This window comes from Pseudomonas sp. McL0111, assembly GCF_052567255.1.
In genome coordinates this window covers 324,719-345,559 of the sequence record NZ_CP199585.1, presented here as the reverse complement: position 1 = coordinate 345,559, position 20,841 = coordinate 324,719, and the positions used below count along the sequence as shown (strand labels likewise).

20 protein-coding genes are annotated in these 20,841 nt (G+C 58.6%); 10 read left to right on the top strand and 10 right to left on the bottom strand.

The features are described from left to right. Positions 1–4: 4 nt before the first annotated feature. From thrC to ACTWLJ_RS01695, 4 genes are all read left to right on the top strand, one after another. On the top strand, positions 5–1,414 hold the full coding sequence (gene thrC, locus ACTWLJ_RS01710; RefSeq protein WP_445179650.1) for a threonine synthase: 1,410 nt from the start codon (positions 5–7) through the stop codon (positions 1,412–1,414). A gap of 119 nt (positions 1,415–1,533) precedes the next feature. After that, the gene (locus ACTWLJ_RS01705) at positions 1,534–2,889 is read left to right on the top strand and encodes a transporter substrate-binding domain-containing protein (protein WP_445179649.1); all 1,356 of its coding nucleotides are present in this window, start codon (positions 1,534–1,536) and stop codon (positions 2,887–2,889) included. A gap of 127 nt (positions 2,890–3,016) precedes the next feature. Continuing rightward, entirely contained in the window at positions 3,017–3,424 is a 408-nt protein-coding gene (locus ACTWLJ_RS01700; RefSeq protein WP_445179648.1) for a response regulator, read from the top strand. Positions 3,425–3,601: 177 nt separating this feature from the next. Further along, complete coding sequence (locus tag ACTWLJ_RS01695; protein WP_445179647.1) at positions 3,602–3,883, top strand: DUF3509 domain-containing protein; 282 nt, start codon at positions 3,602–3,604, stop codon at positions 3,881–3,883. 172 nt (positions 3,884–4,055) lie between these two features. Here ACTWLJ_RS01695 and ACTWLJ_RS01690 read toward each other — a convergent pair whose 3' ends face one another. Further along, a complete protein-coding gene (locus tag ACTWLJ_RS01690) occupies positions 4,056–4,982 on the bottom strand; it encodes a TIGR02285 family protein (protein WP_445179646.1) in 927 nt (308 codons plus the stop codon). Further along, positions 4,963–6,162, bottom strand: a complete 1,200-nt coding sequence (locus tag ACTWLJ_RS01685) for a CaiB/BaiF CoA transferase family protein (RefSeq protein WP_445179645.1) — start codon at positions 6,160–6,162, stop codon at positions 4,963–4,965. Before ACTWLJ_RS01685 ends, ACTWLJ_RS01690 begins: the two co-directional genes overlap by 20 nt. Before the next feature lie 146 nt (positions 6,163–6,308). On the opposite strand from ACTWLJ_RS01685, the gene ACTWLJ_RS01680 reads away from it, so the two are divergent. The 3 genes from ACTWLJ_RS01680 (at position 6,309) to ACTWLJ_RS01670 (ending at position 9,987) form a co-directional block, all read left to right on the top strand. Beyond that, positions 6,309–6,851 (top strand): YaeQ family protein, encoded by a 543-nt coding sequence (locus ACTWLJ_RS01680; protein ID WP_445179644.1) that lies wholly within the window; start codon positions 6,309–6,311, stop codon positions 6,849–6,851. A gap of 51 nt (positions 6,852–6,902) precedes the next feature. Next, on the top strand, positions 6,903–8,612 hold the full coding sequence (gene recJ / locus ACTWLJ_RS01675; protein ID WP_445179643.1) for a single-stranded-DNA-specific exonuclease RecJ: 1,710 nt from the start codon (positions 6,903–6,905) through the stop codon (positions 8,610–8,612). A gap of 268 nt (positions 8,613–8,880) precedes the next feature. Beyond that, positions 8,881–9,987, top strand: a complete 1,107-nt coding sequence (locus ACTWLJ_RS01670; RefSeq protein WP_445179642.1) for an NADH:flavin oxidoreductase/NADH oxidase — start codon at positions 8,881–8,883, stop codon at positions 9,985–9,987. A gap of 179 nt (positions 9,988–10,166) precedes the next feature. On the opposite strand, the gene ACTWLJ_RS01665 is transcribed toward ACTWLJ_RS01670, so the two are convergent. Then, positions 10,167–11,795: a glucan biosynthesis protein D gene (locus ACTWLJ_RS01665; protein ID WP_445179641.1), complete on the bottom strand. Its 1,629-nt coding sequence runs from the start codon at positions 11,793–11,795 to the stop codon at positions 10,167–10,169. A 403-nt stretch (positions 11,796–12,198) separates the two neighbouring features. On the opposite strand from ACTWLJ_RS01665, the gene ACTWLJ_RS01660 reads away from it, so the two are divergent. Continuing rightward, positions 12,199–12,384, top strand: a complete 186-nt coding sequence (locus ACTWLJ_RS01660) for a hypothetical protein (RefSeq protein WP_016986386.1) — start codon at positions 12,199–12,201, stop codon at positions 12,382–12,384. On the opposite strand, the gene ACTWLJ_RS01655 is transcribed toward ACTWLJ_RS01660, so the two are convergent. Further along, the gene (locus tag ACTWLJ_RS01655; protein ID WP_401219090.1) at positions 12,381–12,521 is read right to left on the bottom strand and encodes a hypothetical protein; all 141 of its coding nucleotides are present in this window, start codon (positions 12,519–12,521) and stop codon (positions 12,381–12,383) included. The genes ACTWLJ_RS01660 and ACTWLJ_RS01655 overlap by 4 nt on opposite strands. Positions 12,522–12,557: 36 nt before the next feature. Between ACTWLJ_RS01655 and ACTWLJ_RS01650 the strand changes: the two genes are divergently transcribed. Then, entirely contained in the window at positions 12,558–12,812 is a 255-nt protein-coding gene (locus ACTWLJ_RS01650) for a hypothetical protein (RefSeq protein WP_445179640.1), read from the top strand. Between the two features lie 5 nt (positions 12,813–12,817). Continuing rightward, a complete protein-coding gene (locus ACTWLJ_RS01645) occupies positions 12,818–13,375 on the top strand; it encodes a hypothetical protein (RefSeq protein ID WP_445179639.1) in 558 nt (185 codons plus the stop codon). 58 nt (positions 13,376–13,433) lie between these two features. On the opposite strand, the gene ACTWLJ_RS01640 is transcribed toward ACTWLJ_RS01645, so the two are convergent. The 6 genes from ACTWLJ_RS01640 to ydcS form a co-directional block, all read right to left on the bottom strand. Further along, on the bottom strand, positions 13,434–14,918 hold the full coding sequence (locus ACTWLJ_RS01640) for an APC family permease (RefSeq protein WP_445179638.1): 1,485 nt from the start codon (positions 14,916–14,918) through the stop codon (positions 13,434–13,436). A 226-nt stretch (positions 14,919–15,144) separates the two neighbouring features. Beyond that, entirely contained in the window at positions 15,145–16,569 is a 1,425-nt protein-coding gene (locus ACTWLJ_RS01635; protein ID WP_445179637.1) for a gamma-aminobutyraldehyde dehydrogenase, read from the bottom strand. A 166-nt stretch (positions 16,570–16,735) separates the two neighbouring features. Then, positions 16,736–17,545, bottom strand: a complete 810-nt coding sequence (locus ACTWLJ_RS01630; RefSeq protein ID WP_445179636.1) for an ABC transporter permease — start codon at positions 17,543–17,545, stop codon at positions 16,736–16,738. Further along, positions 17,535–18,470, bottom strand: coding sequence for an ABC transporter permease (locus ACTWLJ_RS01625; protein ID WP_445179635.1), 936 nt, complete (start codon positions 18,468–18,470; stop codon positions 17,535–17,537). The genes ACTWLJ_RS01630 and ACTWLJ_RS01625 overlap by 11 nt, the downstream gene beginning before the upstream one ends. A gap of 1 nt (position 18,471) precedes the next feature. Next, positions 18,472–19,509, bottom strand: coding sequence for an ABC transporter ATP-binding protein (locus ACTWLJ_RS01620; protein ID WP_445179634.1), 1,038 nt, complete (start codon positions 19,507–19,509; stop codon positions 18,472–18,474). A 167-nt stretch (positions 19,510–19,676) separates the two neighbouring features. Next, positions 19,677–20,828: a putative ABC transporter substrate-binding protein YdcS gene (gene ydcS, locus ACTWLJ_RS01615; RefSeq protein WP_445179633.1), complete on the bottom strand. Its 1,152-nt coding sequence runs from the start codon at positions 20,826–20,828 to the stop codon at positions 19,677–19,679. Positions 20,829–20,841 lie beyond the last annotated feature (13 nt).

The window sequence follows — 20,841 nt, the reverse complement described above, 5'->3', positions numbered from 1 at the left end:
AGTCATGCGTTACATCAGTACCCGCGGCCAGGCACCGGCCCTGAATTTTGAAGACGTCCTGCTGGCTGGTCTTGCCACCGACGGCGGTCTGTACGTCCCGGAAGTCCTGCCACGTTTCACTCAGGAAGAGATCGCTTCCTGGGCCGGCCTGCCGTATCACGAACTGGCTTTCCGGGTCATGCGCCCGTTCGTTACCGGCAGCATTCCCGATGCCGATTTCAAAAAGATTCTCGAAGAAACCTACGGCGTGTTCTCGCACAGCGCCGTTGCACCGCTGCGTCAGTTGAACGGCAATGAGTGGGTGCTGGAGTTGTTCCACGGCCCGACGCTCGCGTTCAAGGACTTCGCCCTGCAACTGCTCGGTCGTCTGCTCGATTACGTGCTGGAAAAGCGCGGCGAGCGCGTAGTGATCGTCGGTGCTACCTCCGGTGATACCGGCTCGGCCGCCATCGAAGGCTGCAAGCACTGCGAAAACGTCGACATCTTCATCCTGCACCCGCACAACCGTGTATCGGAAGTGCAGCGTCGCCAGATGACGACCATCTTCGGCGAGAACATCCACAACATCGCCATTGAAGGCAACTTCGATGACTGCCAGGAAATGGTCAAGAACAGTTTCGCCGACCAGAGCTTCCTCAAAGGCACACGTCTGGTGGCAGTCAACTCGATCAACTGGGCGCGGATCATGGCCCAGATCGTTTACTACTTCCACGCAGCCCTGCAGTTGGGCGGCCCGGCACGTTCGGTGTCGTTCTCGGTGCCAACCGGCAACTTTGGCGACATCTTCGCCGGTTACCTGGCGCGCAACATGGGCCTGCCGATCAACCAGTTGATCGTCGCCACCAATCGCAACGACATCCTGCACCGCTTCATGAGCGGCAATCAGTACGTCAAGGAAACCCTGCACGCCACGCTGTCGCCGTCGATGGACATCATGGTGTCGTCGAACTTCGAACGTTTGCTGTTCGACCTTCACGGTCGCAACGGTGCGGCGATTGCCGGTTTGATGGACGCGTTCAAGCAGGGCGGTGGTTTCAGCGTCGAGCAAGAGCGCTGGACCGAAGCTCGCAAGCTGTTCGACTCGCTGGCCGTGGACGATGCGCAAACCTGCGAAACCATCGCCGAAGTCTACGAGCAGACCGGTGAAGTACTCGATCCGCACACAGCAATCGGCGTCAGAGCCGCGCGCGAGTGCCGTCGTAGCCTGGACATCCCGATGGTGATTCTGGGTACGGCCCATCCGGTCAAATTCCCTGAAGCAGTGGAAAAAGCCGGTGTAGGAAAAGCGCTCGCACTGCCTGCACATCTTTCTGATTTGTTTGAGAGAAACGAGCGCTGCACCGTTTTGCCAAACGATCTGAAAGCCGTGCAAGCCTTTGTCAGCCAGCATGGCAACCGCGGCAAGCCGCTTTAAGCCCGAAAAGCTGTCACATTTTGAAGCCCGTCTCCTGACGGGCTTTTTTGTTTCTGCTGCCACACTGCTCGGGTTTTCGCCCATGGAAGACGGGTGAGTCGATCACGAAGGAAGTGGCAATGCTGTTTGAAAGAGGATGGAAGCACACCCTGAACCGGGTTCTTTTATTGTGTTTGTTGAGCGCTGCACGCCTCGCTGAAGCGGCGCAACTGGCGCTGCATGACGAGGAAAGACTGAACGTCGGTCGCATTGAGCTGGATGAGGTCGAGCGTCAGTGGATTCGCGATAACCCCGAGGTCATCGTCGCCTCGGTGCAATATCCGTTGTACCTGTTCCAGGATGAACACGGTCATTGGAACGGCCTGAACAGCGACGTGCTCAAGCGCATAAGCGCCATGACCGGGTTGCAGTTTGTTTACCGCGAATCGTTCTCCACCGATCAATTGCTCGAGCGCCTTGAAAGTGGGGCGGCTGATATGTCGACAACTCTGGCAATGAGCGATGAACGCAAGTCCACTCTGGACTTCAGCCATGCTTTCGGTGGCGCTGGCTGGGTGTTTGTCGGCCGTGCGGGCGAACCCTCAGTGGAGTCGCTGGAACAGTTGGTCAAACGAGTGCTGGTGTTACCCGTCAGGCATGCGCTGGAGGGCAGTATTCGCCGCGATTACCCCTCCATCCACATACATTCGGTAAAAACCTACGCCGAGGCGAGGGCGCTGGTCGAAAGCGGCGAAGCCTATGCCACCATCGAAAATGAAATCGGTGCGCAACTTTACCCTTCCGGACTGCTCAAGGTCGGCGATCTGCTGGAGGGCAAATGGGAGGCCGATCATCTGGTGGTGCGCAAGGGGCAGCCGCAGTTGCTGAGCATCCTCAACAAGGCGCTGGAGGCCTTTCCCCCCTCTGAATTACGCACTCTGCGCCTGAAATGGTTGAGTGGCATCGGACCGAAGCCGATATCGGTACGCCAGCGTTTTGCCGAGCTGGGTTGCTGGGCACTTTTACTGGGCTGCGTTTTTGGCGTGTTGTCGTTGCTATGGAATCGACGATTGGCGGCGGAGATCAAGCAGCGCCGGGAAGTCGAAAAGGATCTGGGTGATCAGTTGGTTTTCCAGCATGCGCTGATCGATGCCATGCCCGATCCGGTGTTCGTTCGCGACCTGGAGGGGCGTCTGATCCTCTGTAACAAGAGCTACGAAGACGCCTTGTCGGTTCGCTTCGATCAGGTGCAGGGACGCCGCTTGATTGATGTCGATGTACTGCCCAAGTCCACCGCGAACATATTGCACGAAGAATTTCTCGTCCAACTCCAGACACGTAGAACGCGTTTCAGCAAACGCCGTTTGCAGTTCAACAATGGCACCCGGGAGATCTACCAATGGACGGTGCCTTTTTACAGCGCGGATGGTGAGTTGCGTGGCTTGCTCGGCGGCTGGACGGATATCACCCAGCGCGAAGGCGGGGTAGCGGGATAATGTGCGGTTGAAATTGGGAAAATTCCTATAGGTTGTGCTGCCTTTTCCGATGGGAGGCTGAAGGAGGCTGCCCTAGAGTGGACCGCACCCACGGCAGAGTCCGTGACTGCCGTTTCAGAGGTCGCCCATGCGCACGCTCAAAGTCCTGATTCTTGAACCCAATCCCTACCGGCTCATGGCCTTGCATCAGATGCTCAACGCGGTCGGTATTTATGACGTACTGACCGCCCCGTCGCTGGCATCGGCACAGTGCTCGCTGGAGCGTCGTGCCCAGGTCGATATTGCCATCTGCGACCCACAACTGAGCGACGGGGAGGGCATGGCGCTGATCCGGCACCTGCTTGCCGAACAAGAGGCCAAGGCCTTGATCCTGTTGGGGCGCATGGCACCGAGTGTGCTGACTGATCTGGAAGCCATGCTGAACGAACACGAACTGCAACTGTTGGGGCGCCTGCAAACCCCCGTTTCGGCGGTGTTGATGAGAGGCTTGCTGGACGACTACCTGCAATCGGCGCAACGACCGCTCAGCGTTTGAAGGTGCTGGTTATTTTTCTGTCATCTTCGCCGTGCATGCTCTGACAGACCGGTGATGCCTCAGGGATGAGGCCGATATACAGAACTTTCTTCTCGGGCCAGTGGTCATTTATTGTGAACACGCCCCAGGCACCATGCCCCAAACACAATGTTTTCGGACTATTGAGTGGAGATCGAGATGGAAAGTATCAGTCTATTGCTCGGTGAGGCTCTAAGCCCGTATCTGGTGACGTTGACTCCGTGCGGTTCCCATGGCGAGTGCCTGGTGACCTTGAAGAGCGGCAACGGCGCTATCGTGGTGGAGCGCGAATTCAATCAGGCGCAACTGACCGACAAACGTCTGCTGACGGATGTCGTCGACGGCTTGCACCGTGACGTGATGATCGCCGAAGGGCGGCTGGAACCCTGCGTTATCGCGGCGTTGCGCAATGCGGCCCTGGACAAGCGTCCGGCGCTGTGAAAATGAACTTTATTTTATCGGAACCTTCCGGCGTCGCGGTCAGTCAGACCTTGTAACAGCAGGATCAAGCATTGTGCTCCGGTGCTTGTCGCTTGCTGCTACGGGTCCTTATGTAGGCCACGTTTAACCCCGAGTCGTCTCCCCACTTCTCGGGGTTTCTTTTGTCCGCGATTTATTGCGCAGCCTGTTTCTCGAAGAAAATCCGCGCCTGCTCCAGATAGTCCTCGCGCCGCTCGGGATCAAGCCAGTTGGCGTAGAGCTGGTCAATATGAGCATGGGGCAGGGCGCGCAGCAGTTGATTGATCTCGCGGATCGCTTGCCGTCCCTGAGTGGTGTCGGAGCAACCGATATAACCAGACAGATATTTGCCCGTGCCCTGAACGGGATAGAACACCAACTCGTCTTCGGCGATCTGCGCCAGATGCGCTTGATAGCGAATCTCCGGCCAATAACCCAATACCACCTGCAAGCGGTCCCGACGCTGCATCAACAGCAGACTGTTCAAGGCGTCATTGCCGTAATGCGGCGTCAACGTACCGATGGGTGCCTGACGGAGCAAGTTGTCGAGCACTTCGCCGTAACTGCGCTCAGCCACCACGCCGATTTTTTTCTCGCCATTGGCCAGAAAAGCTGCCAGATCGACCTCGCCATCGACCACAAAAGGGTCGAGTACGGCGCGATCTTTCTTACGCACGACCAGGCCATTGCTGACAGCGCGGAACGCCGGAATCGAGAACGCAATCCACTGCGTGCGCTCCTTGCTCCAGACCAGCGACGGGTCGCAGACAAAACTCGATTCGTGAAGCATTTGCATGCCACGGGCGCGATTGACCCGCATCAGGGTGTGTTCGTATTGCGGCATGCCGGCGATCAGCGCCGGCATCAGTTGATCGATGACGCCCTGACCCTTTTTCTCTCCTTCGAAAATGGTCAGCGGCGGCAGGTCTCGCAGTAGCCAGATCAGCGTTGGTTTTGCCTGCGCCCATGTCGGCAGAACCAGCAGAAAAAGCAGGCCGAACAGGCGCCACGTCCACCAGTGGTGGGCGTGGTTGGCGGTCGAATATTTCCGAGGTTTCAGCTTAGATAGCCCCATCTTCACGCAGTTTGGCGATCTGTCGCTCGTCGTAGCCAAGATCGTGAAGTACCTGCGCGTTGTGTTCACCGAGCTGCGGTCCGACCCATTCGGAACTGCCCGGTGTCTCAGAGAGTTTCGGCACAATACCCGGCATCTTGAAGGGTTTGCCATCCGGCAGTTTGGCGTGCAGGAACATCTCCCGGGCGAGGTACTGCGGATCGGTGAACATGTCTTCAGCACTGAAGATCCGGCTGGCCGGGACTTCAGCCTGATTGAGCAGATCCAGCACCGTCTGCAACGGCAGCGAGTTGACCCAGCGATCGATTACGCCATACAACTCATCACGCCGGTTGTCGCGCCCGTCGTTGCTGGCCAGCGTCGGATCGTTGGCCAGATCTTCGCGACCAATGATCAGCATGAAACGTTTGAAGATCGCATCGCCGTTGGCGCCGATCTGCACATGTTTGCCATCGGCGCTGGTGTGGATCGACGACGGCGTGATGCCGGGCATGATGTTGCCGGTGCGTTCGCGAATGAAACCGAACACATCGAACTCCGGAACCATGCTTTCCATCATCGCGAAAATCGCTTCGTACAGCGCCACATCGACCACTTGACCGAGACCGCCGTTGACCTCGCGATGACGCAGCGCCATCAGCGCACCGATCACGCCCCACAGCGCGGCAATCGAGTCGCCGATGGAGATGCCGGTGCGTACTGGCGGACGGTCTTCAAAACCGGTGATGTAGCGCAGGCCACCCATGGACTCACCGACTGCGCCGAACCCCGGCTGATCTTTCATCGGCCCGGTCTGGCCAAAGCCTGATAGACGCACCATCACCAGTTTCGGATTGAGCGCGTGCAGGGTTTCCCAGCTCAGGCCGAGTTTTTCCAGCACGCCGGGGCGGAAGTTCTCGATGAGAATATCGGCTTCGCTGAGCAGTTTTTTCAGAATCGCCAGGCCATCAGGATGCTTGAGGTTGAGCGTCAGCGACTTCTTGTTACGCGCCTGAACGAACCACCACAACGAAGTGCCTTCGTACAACTTGCGCCATTTGCGCAACGGATCGCCGCCGTCCGGCGATTCGATCTTGATGATTTCTGCGCCGAACTCGCCGCAAATGCGCGAGGCAAACGGCCCGGCAATCAATGTACCCAATTCAATGACTTTCAGACCGCTGAGCGGCTTATTGGCAAACGGCATGCTGAATCCTGTAGGACAAGGTTGAGCGGATACAGGGTTTTAACATAGCCGGCTGTCAGCCGCTCATGGTTGATCGCCATCAATTGGTTGATTGCCTACAGCATCGGTTAGACTTGCCGACTTTCCTCGTATCAAGAAGCCCGTTCATGGCCCAGCCGTCCACCACCTATAAATTCGAACTGAACCTCACCGACCTCGACCGCAACGTCTACGAGAGCGTGAAGCAGACCATCGCCCGTCACCCTTCGGAAACCGAAGAGCGCATGACTGTGCGACTGCTGGCCTACGCCCTCTGGTACAACGAGCAGTTGTCGTTTGGCCGTGGTCTGTCGGACGTGGATGAACCTGCCCTGTGGGAAAAAAGCCTGGACGACCGCGTCCTGCACTGGATCGAAGTCGGCCAGCCGGACTCTGATCGCCTGACCTGGTGCTCGCGCCGTACCGAACGTACCAGTCTGCTCGCCTACGGCAGCCTGCGCGTCTGGGAAACCAAGGTGATCCCGGCGATCAAGAACCTGAAAAACGTCAACATCGCTTCCGTTCCGCAAGAAGTCCTGGAAGTTCTGGCCAAGGACATGCCTCGCGTCATCAAGTGGGACGTAATGATCAGCGAAGGGACGATTTTCGTCACCGACGACCGTGGTCAGCACGAAGTCCAGTTGCAATGGTTGCAGGGCGAGCGCGGCTGATTCCGCACCGCTGATTAATCCCACGTATTCAAGAGAAGCTTCCTTCACCCCATGCGTATCGAACCTCGCCAACTGCCTGCCACTCTGCCATTTCTCGGTGATCTTCCGCCCCTGCTGACGCGTCTGTATGCGGCGCGGGGCGTGCAGTCCGAGGCGGAACTGGACAAAAGCCTGGCGCGGTTGATTCCGTACCAGCAGCTCAAGGGTATCGACGCGGCGGTGGATCTGCTGGTGACGGCGCTGGAGCAGCGCCAGCGGATTCTGATCGTCGGTGACTTCGATGCCGATGGCGCCACCGCCAGTACCGTCGGCGTGCTGGGCCTGCGTTTGCTCGGTGCGGCGCATGTCGATTATCTGGTGCCAAACCGCTTCGAATACGGCTATGGCCTGACCCCGGAAATCGTTGAAGTCGCCCTGACTCGCGAGCCGCAATTGCTGATCACGGTCGACAACGGTATCTCCAGCGTTGAAGGCGTGGCGGCGGCAAAGAAAGCCGGGCTCAAGGTACTGATCACCGACCACCACTTGCCCGGCGATGAACTGCCGCAGGCCGATGCGCTGGTCAATCCGAATCAGCCAGGCTGCGAGTTTCCGAGCAAGGCGCTGGCCGGGGTCGGGGTGATTTTCTATGTGCTGATGGCATTGCGCGCACGCCTGCGCAGCCTCGGCTGGTACGAGAGCAAGCCGCAACCGAACATTGGTGAATTGCTTGATCTGGTGGCGCTGGGCAGCGTCGCTGACGTGGTGCCGCTGGATGCCAACAACCGGATTCTGGTGCATCAGGGCCTTGAGCGGATTCGCGCCGGTCGCGCACGACCGGGGATCAAAGCGATTCTCGAAGTGGCCAAGCGTGACGCGACGCGAATCACTTCGACCGATCTGGGTTTTATCGTTGGCCCACGCTTGAACGCGGCGGGGCGCCTGGACGACATGAGTATTGGCATCGAATGCCTGCTCACCGCAGACGCCAACATGGCCCGGGAAATGGCTGTGCAACTGGATGGCATGAATCAGGATCGCAAATCCATCGAGCAAGGCATGCAGCGCGAGGCGCTGGCGCAGCTCAAGGACTTGCCGGTGGAATCGATGCCGTTCGGTCTGTGCCTGTTCGATCCCGAGTGGCACCAAGGCGTCATCGGCATTCTTGCCTCGCGGATGAAAGAGCGATATTTCCGCCCGACGATTGCCTTCGCTGATGCCGGTGATGGCCTGCTCAAGGGCTCGGGGCGTTCAGTGCAGGGTTTCCACATTCGTGACGCGTTGAGTGTGGTGGCGGCGCAGCATCCGAATCTGATCGCCAAGTACGGCGGTCACGCGATGGCGGCCGGTCTGACCTTGCCGCAGGAGAACTTTCCGTTGTTCGCCGAGGCATTCGACGCCGAGGTGCGTAGGCAACTTCGCGAAGAAGACCTGACCGGGCGCCTGCTGTCGGACGGCACCCTGGCGGTCGAAGAGTTTCACCTGGAACTGGCCCGCGCGCTGCGCCATGCCGGGCCCTGGGGTCAGCACTTCCCGGAGCCGCTGTTTCATGGCGTGTTTCAACTGGTCGAGCAGCGGGTGGTTGGCGAGCGGCACCTTAAAGTGGTGCTGAAAAGCGAATGTGGCTCGGTGAAACTCGACGGTATCGCCTTCGGCATCGACCGCGACATCTGGCCGAACCCGACGATCAAGTGGGTCGAACTGGCTTACAAGCTCGACCTCAACGAGTTTCGTGGCAATGAAACCGTGCAACTGATGATCGCCCACATCGAACCGCGCTGACGACATTCGCGAGCAAGCTCGCTCCCACATAGGAATGCATTCCCCCGTGGGAGCGAGCTTGCTCGCGAAAGCGTCCGTTCACACACTGAATCACTCTGAACCCTCCCTCATCCCCGGTTGTCGACTAGGCTCTAAGCACTGCTTGATTGGCCTTGTGACGTCTTGTCGAATTTTTTGCCCGCGGGGGCGGGTGCTGCACCTTTTCCTGTCACTCGTCGACTTTTCAAACAGAACCCTGGAGCCTGCCCACTGAAATGAGAGGTGCCCCATGAGTCTGCTGCTTGAACCCTTTACTCTCCGCCAACTGACCCTGCCCAACCGCATCGCCGTATCGCCGATGTGCCAGTATTCGAGCGTCGATGGTCTGGCCAATGACTGGCACCTCGTCCATCTGGGCAGCCGTGCCGTGGGTGGCGCCGGTCTGATATTCACCGAGGCCACGGCGGTCACTGCCGACGGGCGGATCACCGCTGAAGATCTTGGTTTGTGGAACGACGAACAGATCGAGCCATTGCAACGCATCACCCGCTTCATCACCGCGCAAGGCGCCGTCGCCGGTATTCAACTGGCGCATGCCGGGCGCAAGGCCAGCACTCATCGGCCGTGGCTGGGCAAGCACGGCAGCGTCAAACTCGATGATGGCGGCTGGACCCCGGTCGGGCCATCGCCGATTGCCTTTGATCCGCAGCATACCCAACCGACACAGCTCGATGAAGGGCAGATCGCCGAGGTCATTCAGGCTTTTGTCGATGCGGCAAAACGTGCGCTGACGGCGGGTTTCAGCGTGGTCGAAGTGCACGCGGCTCATGGGTATCTGCTGCATCAGTTTCTGTCGCCGTTGAGCAATCAACGTCGTGATCAGTACGGCGGCTCGTTCGAAAACCGTACCCGGCTGGTGCTGCAAGTCACCGAAGCGGTCAGGGCAGTCTGGCCTGAAGAGTTGCCGGTGTTTGTCAGGGTTTCGGCCACTGATTGGGTCGAAGATGGCTGGAATCCTGATGAAACCGTGGAGCTGGCGCGACGCCTGAAAGCGCTGGGTGTGGACTTGATCGACGTATCTTCGGGTGGCACGGCAGCGAACGCCGAGATTCCGGTCGGGCCGGGTTATCAGACACGCTTCGCTGAACGGGTGCGCAAAGAGTCAGGCATCGCCACCGGCACCGTGGGAATGATTACCGAGCCGGCGCAGGCAGAACACATTCTGCGCACCTGTCAGGCCGATATCATCTTCCTCGCCCGCGAGTTGCTGCGTGATCCGTACTGGCCGCTGCACGCCGATGACGATCTGGGTGGCCGCCAAGCGGTGTGGCCTGCGCAGTATCAACGTGCGACCCATCGTGATCAGCCGATTCATGAGTCTGATCTGCGCGATTGATAGCCTGCTGAAACACAAAAGCCCCGGCCAGTGATGGTCGGGGCTTTGTTTTACCTGCGGGTTTCTCTGTTGCCTGTGCTGCCGCCTTCGCTGGCAAGCCAGCTCCCACAGGTTTTCGTGGTGAGTTCCTGTGGGAGCTGGCTTGCCAGCGAAGAGGCCATATCAGGCTCCAGGAACCCTCAAGGGTACTTACGCTTGTCCGGCGCCGGCGGGAAGTACTGGTACAACCAGGTTTCACTCAGCGTGCGGTCATTGGTGCGGATGAACAACCGCAGTTCCACCGGCTCGACGCTGTCGCTGGTCGGGTACCAGTCGAACAGAATCCGGTAGCCCTTGATGTCATCCAGCACCAGAACGCTGAAGTCCTGCACCTTGCCGTTGGAGCAAGTGACCACCGGCTCGATCCCGGTGCCCTGCGGCAGGCGATCCAGACCGCCGCCAGTAAAGTCCACGGCAAAGCGCCGCGCCCAGACTGGCGGGTAATGCTCGCCCGGTGCCCAGCCTTCGGTAAAACCACCCATGCCGGATCGGGTCGCCTGCACGCGTGCCAGCGGCGTGCTGACGGGCGGCAGGGCGCTCCAGTAGAGCTTGTAGCCGTAGTTCAGCGAGTCGCCGGCCGCTACCGGTTTTTTCGGGGTCCAGAACGCGACGATGTTGTCGAGGGTCTCGCCGGTTGTAGGAATTTCCAGCAGATCGATAGAGCCTTCGCCCCAAGCGGTTGTAGGTTCTACCCACAGGCTTGGGCGCTTGCTGTACCAATCGACGGTGTCCTGATAATTGGCGAACTCGTGATCGGTCTGCACCAGGCCGAAACCTTTCGGATCGGTATCGGCGAACGCGTTGAACTGCAACGTTGCCGGATTGTTCAGCGGACGGCAGATCCACTCGCCGTTGCCGCGCCACATGGCCAGACGATCCGAATCGTGAATTTGCGGGTGGATGGTGTCGCACATGCGGCGCTCGTGGTTGCCGCAACTGAACATGCTGGTCATCGGTGAGATGCCCAGTTGTTCGATGGCAGTGCGCGCATTGATGTGGGCGTCGACCTCCATCACCACGCGCTCGGCCTGGCAGTCGATGTCGAAGCGATACGCACCGGTGGCGCTTGGCGAATCGAGCAGGGCGTAGACCACAAAGCGGGTCGCGTTCTTGTCGGGTGTCTCGAACCAGAACTTGGTGAAATCGGGGAATTCTTCGCGCTTCTTGGCGTAGGTGTCGATGGCCAGACCGCGTGCCGACAAGCCATATTGGCCAGAGGCGTCTACCGCGCGGAAGTAGCTGGCGCCGAGGAACGACACCACGTCATGGCGATCCAGCTCCGGTGCCTTGAACAGCTTGAAGCCGGCAAAACCCAGGTCGCCCTTGAGCTGCTGGGTGTCTACCGAAGTGTTCTCGTAGTTGAACAGTGCCGGGCGGAAATGCACTTCGCGGGCAGTACGAGTCTTGGGATCGACGCTGTACATGCGCACCGGTTGGCGGAAACCCATGCCGACGTGGAAGAACTGCACGTCGAGCTGACCCTTGTTCTCCCTCCACAGCGAATGTTCGCCGTCATAGCGGATCGCGTTGAAGTTCTGCGGGGTCATGGTTGCCAGCGTCGGCGGCAGCACCTGTTTAGTGTCCTGATAACCCTTGCCGGCCAGTTGCTTGGCCTGACGCTTAAGTTCTTCGAAATCGAATGCCTGCGCCTCGCCATCGGCCGCGCCGCCTGACGCAGCCCAGGCGCGGGTCGCCAACAGGCCGGTGGCCGAAAGACCGGTATAAGCCGCAATGGCCATGGACGCTTTGAGCAAATTCCTGCGGTGCATAAATACAACCTGTCGTGTGCAATCCCGCGCCTTTCCTGGCACGTGCTGGATCAGAAATAACGGTTCGGACATGCCTTCGGCCAAACGCAACGGACTATAAACAGATGCCCGCTAGCTTAAACCGTTCGCTCGCGTTGCAAAATTCGTTCGTTCACGCCGACAGAGTGTCAATGAAACAAGACATGTCGGTTAAATTTCCGACGGGTCTTTCTGATTTTCAGGGCATATCTGCTTTTCTCGACTAATTACTCTAAAAACTGCTTTTCAGCGCCGATTAAATTCCTATTCTAGGGACATGACCGGTACGACCTTCCAGGCCGGTGGGGCACAAGGCGCTGCTGAAAGGAGCAGGGCGATGTGGTGTTTAAGCAGTTTCTGATGTATCGAGAAAAGGACATCGTCCATGGCAAAAATCCAAGGTATCACCGACATGCTGGGCATCTTTCCTTGCCTGGGCAGCGGCCGCAAAAGACGCCGACTCAGCTCCGACGAGCTGAAACTGGTGGAGCGTTATCGAGAGCTTTCAGAAGGGGACCGGATTGCGATGCGCTATCTGGTGGATGCGATGCGGAGTGTTTCGCGGTTTTAACCTCGGGATAGCCACAGTGAAAGCCACTTGGCTTTCACTGTGGCCAGATCAATCAACATATTTTCGTCGGCATCGTCGATGCCGATGCAAATGGCTTTCAGGCGCTCGGCACAGTCAATTCTTTTCAGATAAGACATCGCAAAGGTCTCGTTACAGGGGATGATTTCCTCGATGTGACGCATTTTGATTTGCTTCGAAAATCGGCAACCGGAAAATCGCTTAAAGATTTGCATTCGAAAGCAGACAAGGTTGCCGCGATTGGAGACAGTTTCAGCGTCAATGATGAAATCACCACCGATGGACGCTGGAATGTTTTGGTTGTAGATGATTTGTTTGATAGCGGGGCGTCGATGGACGCGGCCTGTGCTGTTTTGCGTGAATATCCGAAGGTAGGGAGAATCTACGTGGCAGCACTAACTTGGAAGTGAACTCAATGACGACTGTATTTATTGCCGGCTCTATCAACATCAAGAACCTTGATCCGAAGGTTAAAGAGCGTATCAATAATATCGTTGCGTCCGATTTTGAAGTGGTGGTCGGTGACGCAAGTGGCGCCGATGCCTCGATTCAGGAATATCTGCTGAGTCTCGAGCGATCCAAAACCACTGTTTTTTGTAGCGGTTCAGCACCGCGGAATAACCTTGGACAGTGGCCCGCCAGAACAGTCGATTCCAGGCATTCCAAGGGGTCGAGAGCGTTCTTTACCGAAAAAGACGTGGTGATGGCCGAAGCGGCGGACTACGGCTTGATGATCTGGGATGCGAAAAGTACCGGGACGCTCAGCAACGTCATTGAACTGTTGTCGAGAAAGAAGAAGTCGCTTGTTTTCGTCAACAAGGAAAAGGAATTCAAAGTGGTCGGAGACGTCAGTCAGCTCGAAGAGTTGATTGCATTCATGTCCGATCACGCCAAGCAAAAAGCCAATGAAAAAATCAAACTGTTCGAACGTATTTCCTTGCTGAAGCACGATCAGGCAGAGCTTTCTTTTTGACGATGTTTCTCGGCTTTCCTGAACCCCGGCACCTTGTCGGTGCCGGGATCAAACGCTTTTAGCGACTCACCTTCCACGCATCCCCAGCCGGGGCCTTGCCATGGTCATACGGCTTGCCGATCCACATGTACAACAAGCCCAACCCGATCACGATTGCCGTGCTCAACACCATCGCATAGTTCACGTACCACGCCGCATCCGGCGTGCGTGGCCAGGCCATGTTGATGATGGCGCTGACGCCGTAGATCAGCGCGCCGATGTTCACCGGCCAGCCCCACGCGCCGAGGGTGAATTTGCCGCTCGGTTTCCAGCCTTTGCTGCGGGCGTACAGAGCGGCGAGGACGATCATCTGGAACGCGAGGTAGATGCCGATGGCAGCGAAGCTGACGATGGTCGCCACGGCGTCTTGCAGGAAGAAGCCGAGGGCGATGATCAGGCTGGGCAGGACGCCGGACACGAACAGTGCGGCAACCGGCACTTGGGTTGTAGGAGAAATCTTTTTCAGCAGTCGGCTGCCGACGACCATCTCATCGCGAGCGTAGGAGTACAGCAGACGACTCGCCGCTGCCTGTAGGCTGATGACGCAGGAGATGAAGGAAATCATCACCACGCCCATCACCACTTTCGAGCCAACCGGGCCGAAGGCGTTGTTGAGGATGGTGGTGACCGGGTCTTTGTCGGTGCCGTTGATCACCGCTTGCATGTCCGGTACGGCGAGGATCAGCGCCAGGCAGGCGAACATTGCCGCGATGCCACCGATGTAGATGGTCATGCGCATCGCAATCGGGATTTGCTTGCTTGGGTTCGGTGTTTCTTCGGCGACGTCACCGCAAGCCTCGAAGCCGTAGTAGAGGAACATCCCCGCCAGCGAAGCGGTGAGGAACGCCGGCAGGTACGAGCCATCGACGCTGATATCGAAGGTGTTGAACAGCACGCTGAGCGGCTGATGACGTTCGAAAACCAGCAGATAAACGCCGACGATTACCGCGCCGACCAGTTCGCAGAGAAAGCCGAACATGGCAATGCGCGCCAACACTTTGGTGCCGCTGAGGTTGACCAGCGTGGCGAACAAGGTCAGCACCAGCGCGATGACGATGTTGGTGTTGTTGCTCGGCTCAAAGCCCATCATGGCGGCCAGGTACGGGCCCGCGCCAACAGCAACTGCGGCGATGGTGACGCACAGGGCGATGGAGTAGATCCAGCCAACCATCCATGCCCATTTCTTGCCAACAAGACGACGCGCCCAAGGGTAAACGCCACCGGAAATCGGAAATTGCGAGACGACTTCACCGAAGATCAGGCACACCAGCAACTGGCCGCAACCGACCAGCAAATAGGCCCAGAACATCGGCGGGCCGCCAGCGGCAAGACACAGGCCGAACAGGGTATAAACCCCTACGACCGGTGACAGATAAGTGAAGCCCAAAGCGAAGTTTTCCCACAGGCTCATGCTGCGGTTGAAGTTCGAGGTGTAGCCCAGTTTGCGCAGTTGTTCGGCATCGCTGTCGGCAACGGCGGCGGAGAGATTGGGTGAGGAACTCATGTGTGTTTTGCTCCGTGAAATCGGCAGATTTCGGATGGCCGAGGCCGTGGCGGGGCTTTGTCAGCGCCGCCCGGGTCGGTAGTTATTGTTCTGGGTTGAATCCTGGTGGTGCGTAATGCCGGTTTCCTTCCTGAAACCGGGGTGACGCCTTCGCGAGCAAGCTCGCTCCCACATTTGGAATGCATTCCCCTGTGGGAGCGAGCTTGCTCGCGAAGCCTTTAAAGGCTTAGTGCTTGAACATCACATGCCGAACCGTGGTGTAGTCCTCCAGCCCATACATGGACATGTCCTTGCCATAACCGGACAATTTCTGACCGCCATGGGGCATTTCGCTGACCAGCATGAAGTGCGTATTCACCCAGGTGCAGCCGTACTGCAACCGTGCAGCCAGACGATGGGCGCGTCCTACATCAGCGGTCCACACCGATGACGCAAGGCCGTAGTCCGAATCGTTGGCCCACTCCAGCGCCTGCGCTTCATCGGTGAACTTGGTCACTGACACCACCGGCCCGAAGACTTCGCGGCGAACGATCTCGTCGTCCTGCTGCGCGTCGGCCAACACGGTCGGTTCGAAGAAGAAGCCATTACCGTCCACAGCCTTGCCGCCAGTGATCAAACGAATGTGCGGCTGCGCCACGGCGCGTTCGACGAAACCGGCCACGCGGTCACGATGCTGCGCAGTGATCAACGGACCGAGTTCGGTCGTTGGATCATCCTGCAAACCGTATTTGATGGTTCTGACCGCTGCGCCGAGTTTCTCGACGAATTTGTCGTAGATGCCTTGCTGCGCATAAATCCGGCACGCCGCCGTGCAATCCTGCCCGGCGTTGTAGAAACCGAAAGTGCGGATGCCTTCCACCGCAGCATCAATGTCGGCGTCATCAAAGATCAGCACCGGCGCCTTGCCGCCGAGTTCCATGTGCATGCGTTTGACGCTGTCGGCAGTGCTGGAAATGATGTTGGCACCAGTAGCAATCGAACCGGTCAGCGAAACCATGCGCACTTTCGGGTGAGTCACCAGCGGACTGCCGACTGTAGAACCACGGCCGAACACCAGATTGAGCACGCCGGCCGGGAAGATTTCCGACGCCAGTTCGGCCAGACGCAACGCGGTCAGTGGGGTTTGTTCCGACGGCTTGAGTACCACGGTATTACCCGCAGCCAGCGCCGGAGCGATTTTCCACGCGACCATCATCAGCGGGTAGTTCCACGGAGCGATGGAAGCGATCACGCCAACCGGATCGCGACGGATCATCGAGGTGTGACCCGGCAAGTATTCACCACCGGCCGAACCGCTCATACAACGGCTGGCGCCAGCGAAGAAACGGAACACATCGGCAATCGCCGGGATCTCGTCATTGAGCGCGGCACTGTAGGGTTTGCCGCAGTTGTCGGACTCGAGTTTCGCCAACTCTTCGCCGTGGGCTTCGATGGCGTCAGCGAGTTTCAGAAGCAGCAAAGAGCGTTCTTTCGGTGGGGTTTGCGACCAGGCATCGAAGGCATTGTCGGCGGCACGTACGGCGGCATCGACCTGGGCTTCGCTGGCTTCGTTGATTTCCACCAGCACTGCGCCGAGCGAAGGATTGAGCACCGGTTGCGCCGGACCTTCGCCGTTGACCAGTTGGCCGTTGATCAAGAGTTTGGTTTGCATGATTTTGTCCTCTTCGAAGCAATTGTTATTTTTCTGAAGAAACCGAAAACCCTGTGGGAGCGGGCTTGCCCGCGAAGGCAATGTGTCAGCCGCCATCAATGCTGGATGTGACGGCCTCTTCGCGGGCAAGCCCGCTCCCACAGGGATAGTGGTGACTGTTAAATATTCATTTCCCGCCACTACCCGCCACGCTCTCGCCACCTCGGGTCAGGTAGTACGCGCCGAGAATCGGCAGCATGGTCACCATCATCACCAGCATGGCGACGACGTTGGTCACTGGCACATCCCGTGGGCGGCTCAACTGATTGAGCAACCACAACGGCAACGTGCGCTCATGCCCGGCGGTAAACGTGGTGACGATGATTTCGTCGAACGACAGCGCAAACGCGAGCATGCCGCCGGCCAGCAACGCCGAACCGAGACTCGGCAGGATGATATAGCGGAAGGTCTGCCAGCCATCGGCGCCGAGGTCCATCGAGGCCTCGATCAAACTGTGCGAAGTGCGGCGCAGGCGGGCGATGACGTTGTTGTAGACGATCACCACGCAGAAGGTCGCGTGGCCAACGATGATGGTGAACATCCCCGGTTCGATACCCAGCGTCTTGAACGTCGCCAGCAAGGCAATCCCGGTGATGATCCCCGGCAGCGCAATCGGCAGGATCAGCATCAGCGAAATGCCTTGTTTGCCGAAGAAGTCCCGGCGATACAACGCCGCCGAAGCAAGGGTGCCGAGCACCATGGCGATCAACGTGGCAATGGATGCGATCTGTAGCGACAGCTTGATCGCCTCCAAAACGTCCGGCCGCGAAAACGCCACGCTGAACCAGTGCAGGGTGAAGCCCTTGGGCGGAAAACTGAACGCAGCTTCTTCGGTGTTGAAGGCGTAAAGGAAGATGATCAGGATCGGGAAGTGCAGAAACACCAACCCGCCCCAGGCTGCGATGCGCAAACCAATAGACGCTTTCTCAGAGTGCATCGAAGGCCCCCAGTCGTTTGACGATGGACAGGTAAACCGCAATCAACACAATCGGCACCAGCGTGAACGCCGCCGCCATCGGCATGTTGCCGATCGCACCTTGCTGCGCATAAACCATGCTGCCAACGAAGTAGCCCGGTGGGCCCACCAGTTGCGGCACGATGAAGTCACCCAGGGTCAGCGAAAAAGTGAAGATCGAACCCGCAGCAATGCCCGGCACCGACAGCGGAAGGATCACTTGCATGAAGGTTTGGCGTGGCTTGGCGCCAAGGTCGGCAGAGGCTTGCAGCAGTGACGGCGGCAGACGTTCCAGCGAAGCCTGAATCGGCAGGATCATGAACGGCAGCCAGATGTAGACGAAGACCATGAAGCGCCCCAGATGCGAGGTCGACAACGTGCTGCCGCCGACACCGGGAATCCCCAGAATCAACTGCAACACCGGCTCCAGCCCCAGGTGCTGAACGAACCATTGTGCGACTCCGCCCTTGGCCAGCAGCAACGTCCAGGCGTAGGCCTTGACGATGTAACTGGCCCACATCGGCATCATCACCGCGATGTAGAAAAACGCCTTGGTCTTGCCTGTGGTGTAGCGCGCCATGTAGTAGGCAATCGGGAACGCAACGATGGCGCTGGCAATCGATACGGCAATCGCCATGCTCAGCGTGCGCAGGATGATGTCGAAGTTTGACTGCTGAAACAGCGCAGCAAAATTCGCCAGCGTCAGGTCCGGCGTGACCGCCATGGTGAAGTCGTCGAAGGTGTAGAAACCTTGCCACAGCAACACCAGCAACGAGCCGAGATAGATCGCGCCGAACCACAGCAGTGGCGGCACCAATAGCAACGACAAGTACAGGTTCGGCTTGCGATACAGCAGGTTGGAAAACCTGCGCAGCGGCGGCGATTGAGACATCGCGAGCGTGCTCATTTCACACCCCGCTCGCAACGGTGTCGTGCAACGGAATCATCGCTTCCCGTGCCCAGCGTGCGCTGAGGCGGGTACCGGTCTGATGCTGGGCGCTGCTGTCGATCCACTGATTGTTGGCTTGGCTGATGCTCAGGGTCTGGCCGTTTTCCAGGGTCAGTTCATAGCGCGTGGCGCTGCCCTGATACTGGATGTCGTGCAGCAAACCGCTGACTTCGATTTCGTGGCTGGCCAGCGGACCTTCGGCGAAGTGCACGTGCTCTGGGCGAATCGAAAACGGCTGCGGATGACCGCTGAGCTGGCGCGCCAGATCACCGCGAATCACGTTGGAGGTGCCGACGAATTCGGCGACAAAAGTGGTGGCCGGTTTCATGTACAGATTGCGCGGGGTATCGACCTGTTCGATGCGGCCCTTGTTGAACACCGCCACGCGATCCGACATCGACAGCGCTTCAGTCTGGTCATGGGTAACGAAGATGAAAGTGATGCCGAGTTGGCGTTGCAGCTTCTTCAGTTCACTCTGCATTTGCTCGCGCAGTTTCAGATCGAGCGCGCCGAGCGGCTCATCGAGCAGCAACACGCGCGGACGATTGACCAGCGCACGGGCGAGGGCGACACGCTGGCGCTGACCGCCGGACAACTGCACCGGTTTGCGGGCGCCGTAGCCGCCGAGAGCGACCATGTCCAATGCTTCTTCGGCGCGCTTGTGGCGCTCGGCTTTGCCGACACCTTTGACCTTCAAACCGTAGGCGACGTTGTCCAGCACGTTCATGTGCGGGAACAGCGCGTAGTCCTGAAACACCGTGTTGACGTCGCGTTGATACGGCGGCAATCCAGCGGCTTCGGCGCCGTGAATGCGGATCGACCCGGCACTCGGTTGTTCGAACCCGGCGATCAGGCGCAGGCACGTGGTTTTGCCCGAACCGGATGGGCCGAGCATGGAAAAGAACTCGCCGTCCTGGATATCGATGGAAACCCGGTCAACGGCTTTCACTTCGCCGAACTGCCGGGAAACGTTAGTGAACTGGACTGCAAGCGTCATGATGCGGTGCTCCAAAAAGGCGCGCTTTCTATAAATCGAATCGGTGTGCAGTGAAAAGATCGCAGCCTGCGGCAGCTCCTACAGGATTTGTAGAAGACGCCGCATCATCGGTGCTCGCGGTCGGTACAGGAGCTGCCGAAGGCTGCGATCTTTTGATCTTGAGGGGCTTAACGACCGCCCATGATCGCGATGTAGTCCTGAGTCCAGCGGCTGTACGGCACAAACTTGCCACCTTCAGCCTGTGGGGTTTTCCAGAAGGCGATCTTGTCGAACTGGTCGAAACCGTTGGTCTTGCAACCTTCAGCGCCAAGCAATTCGCTGCCCTGGCACGCCGCCGGAACCGCCGGCAACGAACCAAACCACGCCGCCACATCACCCTGGACTTTCGGTTGCAGCGACCAGTCCATCCACTTGTAGGCGCAGTTCGGGTGCTTGGCCTCGGCGTGCAGCATGGTGGTGTCGGCCCAACCGGTGGCGCCTTCTTTCGGGATAGTCGAGGCGATCGGCTGTTTCTCGTTCATCAGGCCGTTGACCTGGTACGGCCAGGCGCTGGACGCAACCACGCCTTCGTTTTTGAAGTCGCTCATCTGCACGGTGGTGTCGTGCCAATAGCGGTGAATCAACGGTTGCTGCGCGCGCAACAGATCAAGCACCGCTTTGTATTGCACTTCGGTGAGCTGATACGGGTCTTTGATCCCCAGTTCAGGCTTGGTCGATTTCAGATACAGCGCCGCGTCGGCGATGTAGATCGGGCCGTCGTAAGCCTGCACGCGGCCCTTGTTCGGTTTGCCATCAGGCAGATTCTGCGCGTCGAACACCACGTTCCAACTGGTTGGCGCGGTCTTGAACACGTTGGTGTTGTACATCAGCACGTTCGGGCCCCACTGGTAGGGAGTGCCGTAAGTCTGATTGTTGACCACGTACCAAGGCGCATCTTTGAGGCGCGGGTCGAGGGACCTCCAGTTCGGGATCAACGCGGTGTTGATCGGTTGCACACGCTTGCCGACGATCAACCGCAGCGACGCATCGCCCGACGCGGTGACCAGGTCGTAACCGCCCTTGGCCATCAGGCTGACCATTTCATCGGAGGTCGCAGCGGTTTTGACGTTGACCTTGCAGCCGGTTTCCTGCTCGAAACCGGTCACCCAGTCGTAGGCCTTATCGCTTTCTCCACGTTCGATGTAACCCGGCCAGGCGACGATATCCAGCTGACCTTCGCCGGCGCCGACGGCTTTCAGCGGCTCGGCAGCCTGCAGACTGGCACTGGCCAGCAAGGCCGTGGTGATTGCACTGAGCAGTGCGGTCTTGTGCACGAACATGGTTGAACCCTCT

Excerpts from the sequence above, each read along its gene's own strand:
- thrC (WP_445179650.1), top strand. The coding sequence starts at position 5 with ATGCGTTACATCAGTACCCGCGGCCAGGCACCGGCCCTGAATTTTGAA.
- ACTWLJ_RS01705 (WP_445179649.1), top strand. The coding sequence starts at position 1,534 with ATGCTGTTTGAAAGAGGATGGAAGCACACCCTGAACCGGGTTCTTTTA.
- ACTWLJ_RS01700 (WP_445179648.1), top strand. The coding sequence starts at position 3,017 with ATGCGCACGCTCAAAGTCCTGATTCTTGAACCCAATCCCTACCGGCTC.
- ACTWLJ_RS01695 (WP_445179647.1), top strand. The coding sequence starts at position 3,602 with ATGGAAAGTATCAGTCTATTGCTCGGTGAGGCTCTAAGCCCGTATCTG.
- ACTWLJ_RS01685 (WP_445179645.1), bottom strand. The coding sequence starts at position 6,162 with ATGCCGTTTGCCAATAAGCCGCTCAGCGGTCTGAAAGTCATTGAATTG.
- ACTWLJ_RS01680 (WP_445179644.1), top strand. The coding sequence starts at position 6,309 with ATGGCCCAGCCGTCCACCACCTATAAATTCGAACTGAACCTCACCGAC.
- recJ (WP_445179643.1), top strand. The coding sequence starts at position 6,903 with ATGCGTATCGAACCTCGCCAACTGCCTGCCACTCTGCCATTTCTCGGT.
- ACTWLJ_RS01670 (WP_445179642.1), top strand. The coding sequence starts at position 8,881 with ATGAGTCTGCTGCTTGAACCCTTTACTCTCCGCCAACTGACCCTGCCC.
- ACTWLJ_RS01665 (WP_445179641.1), bottom strand. The coding sequence starts at position 11,795 with ATGCACCGCAGGAATTTGCTCAAAGCGTCCATGGCCATTGCGGCTTAT.
- ACTWLJ_RS01660 (WP_016986386.1), top strand. The coding sequence starts at position 12,199 with ATGGCAAAAATCCAAGGTATCACCGACATGCTGGGCATCTTTCCTTGC.
- ACTWLJ_RS01655 (WP_401219090.1), bottom strand. The coding sequence starts at position 12,521 with ATGTCTTATCTGAAAAGAATTGACTGTGCCGAGCGCCTGAAAGCCATT.
- ACTWLJ_RS01645 (WP_445179639.1), top strand. The coding sequence starts at position 12,818 with ATGACGACTGTATTTATTGCCGGCTCTATCAACATCAAGAACCTTGAT.
- ACTWLJ_RS01640 (WP_445179638.1), bottom strand. The coding sequence starts at position 14,918 with ATGAGTTCCTCACCCAATCTCTCCGCCGCCGTTGCCGACAGCGATGCC.
- ACTWLJ_RS01635 (WP_445179637.1), bottom strand. The coding sequence starts at position 16,569 with ATGCAAACCAAACTCTTGATCAACGGCCAACTGGTCAACGGCGAAGGT.
- ACTWLJ_RS01630 (WP_445179636.1), bottom strand. The coding sequence starts at position 17,545 with ATGCACTCTGAGAAAGCGTCTATTGGTTTGCGCATCGCAGCCTGGGGC.
- ACTWLJ_RS01625 (WP_445179635.1), bottom strand. The coding sequence starts at position 18,470 with ATGAGCACGCTCGCGATGTCTCAATCGCCGCCGCTGCGCAGGTTTTCC.
- ACTWLJ_RS01620 (WP_445179634.1), bottom strand. The coding sequence starts at position 19,509 with ATGACGCTTGCAGTCCAGTTCACTAACGTTTCCCGGCAGTTCGGCGAA.
- ydcS (WP_445179633.1), bottom strand. The coding sequence starts at position 20,828 with ATGTTCGTGCACAAGACCGCACTGCTCAGTGCAATCACCACGGCCTTG.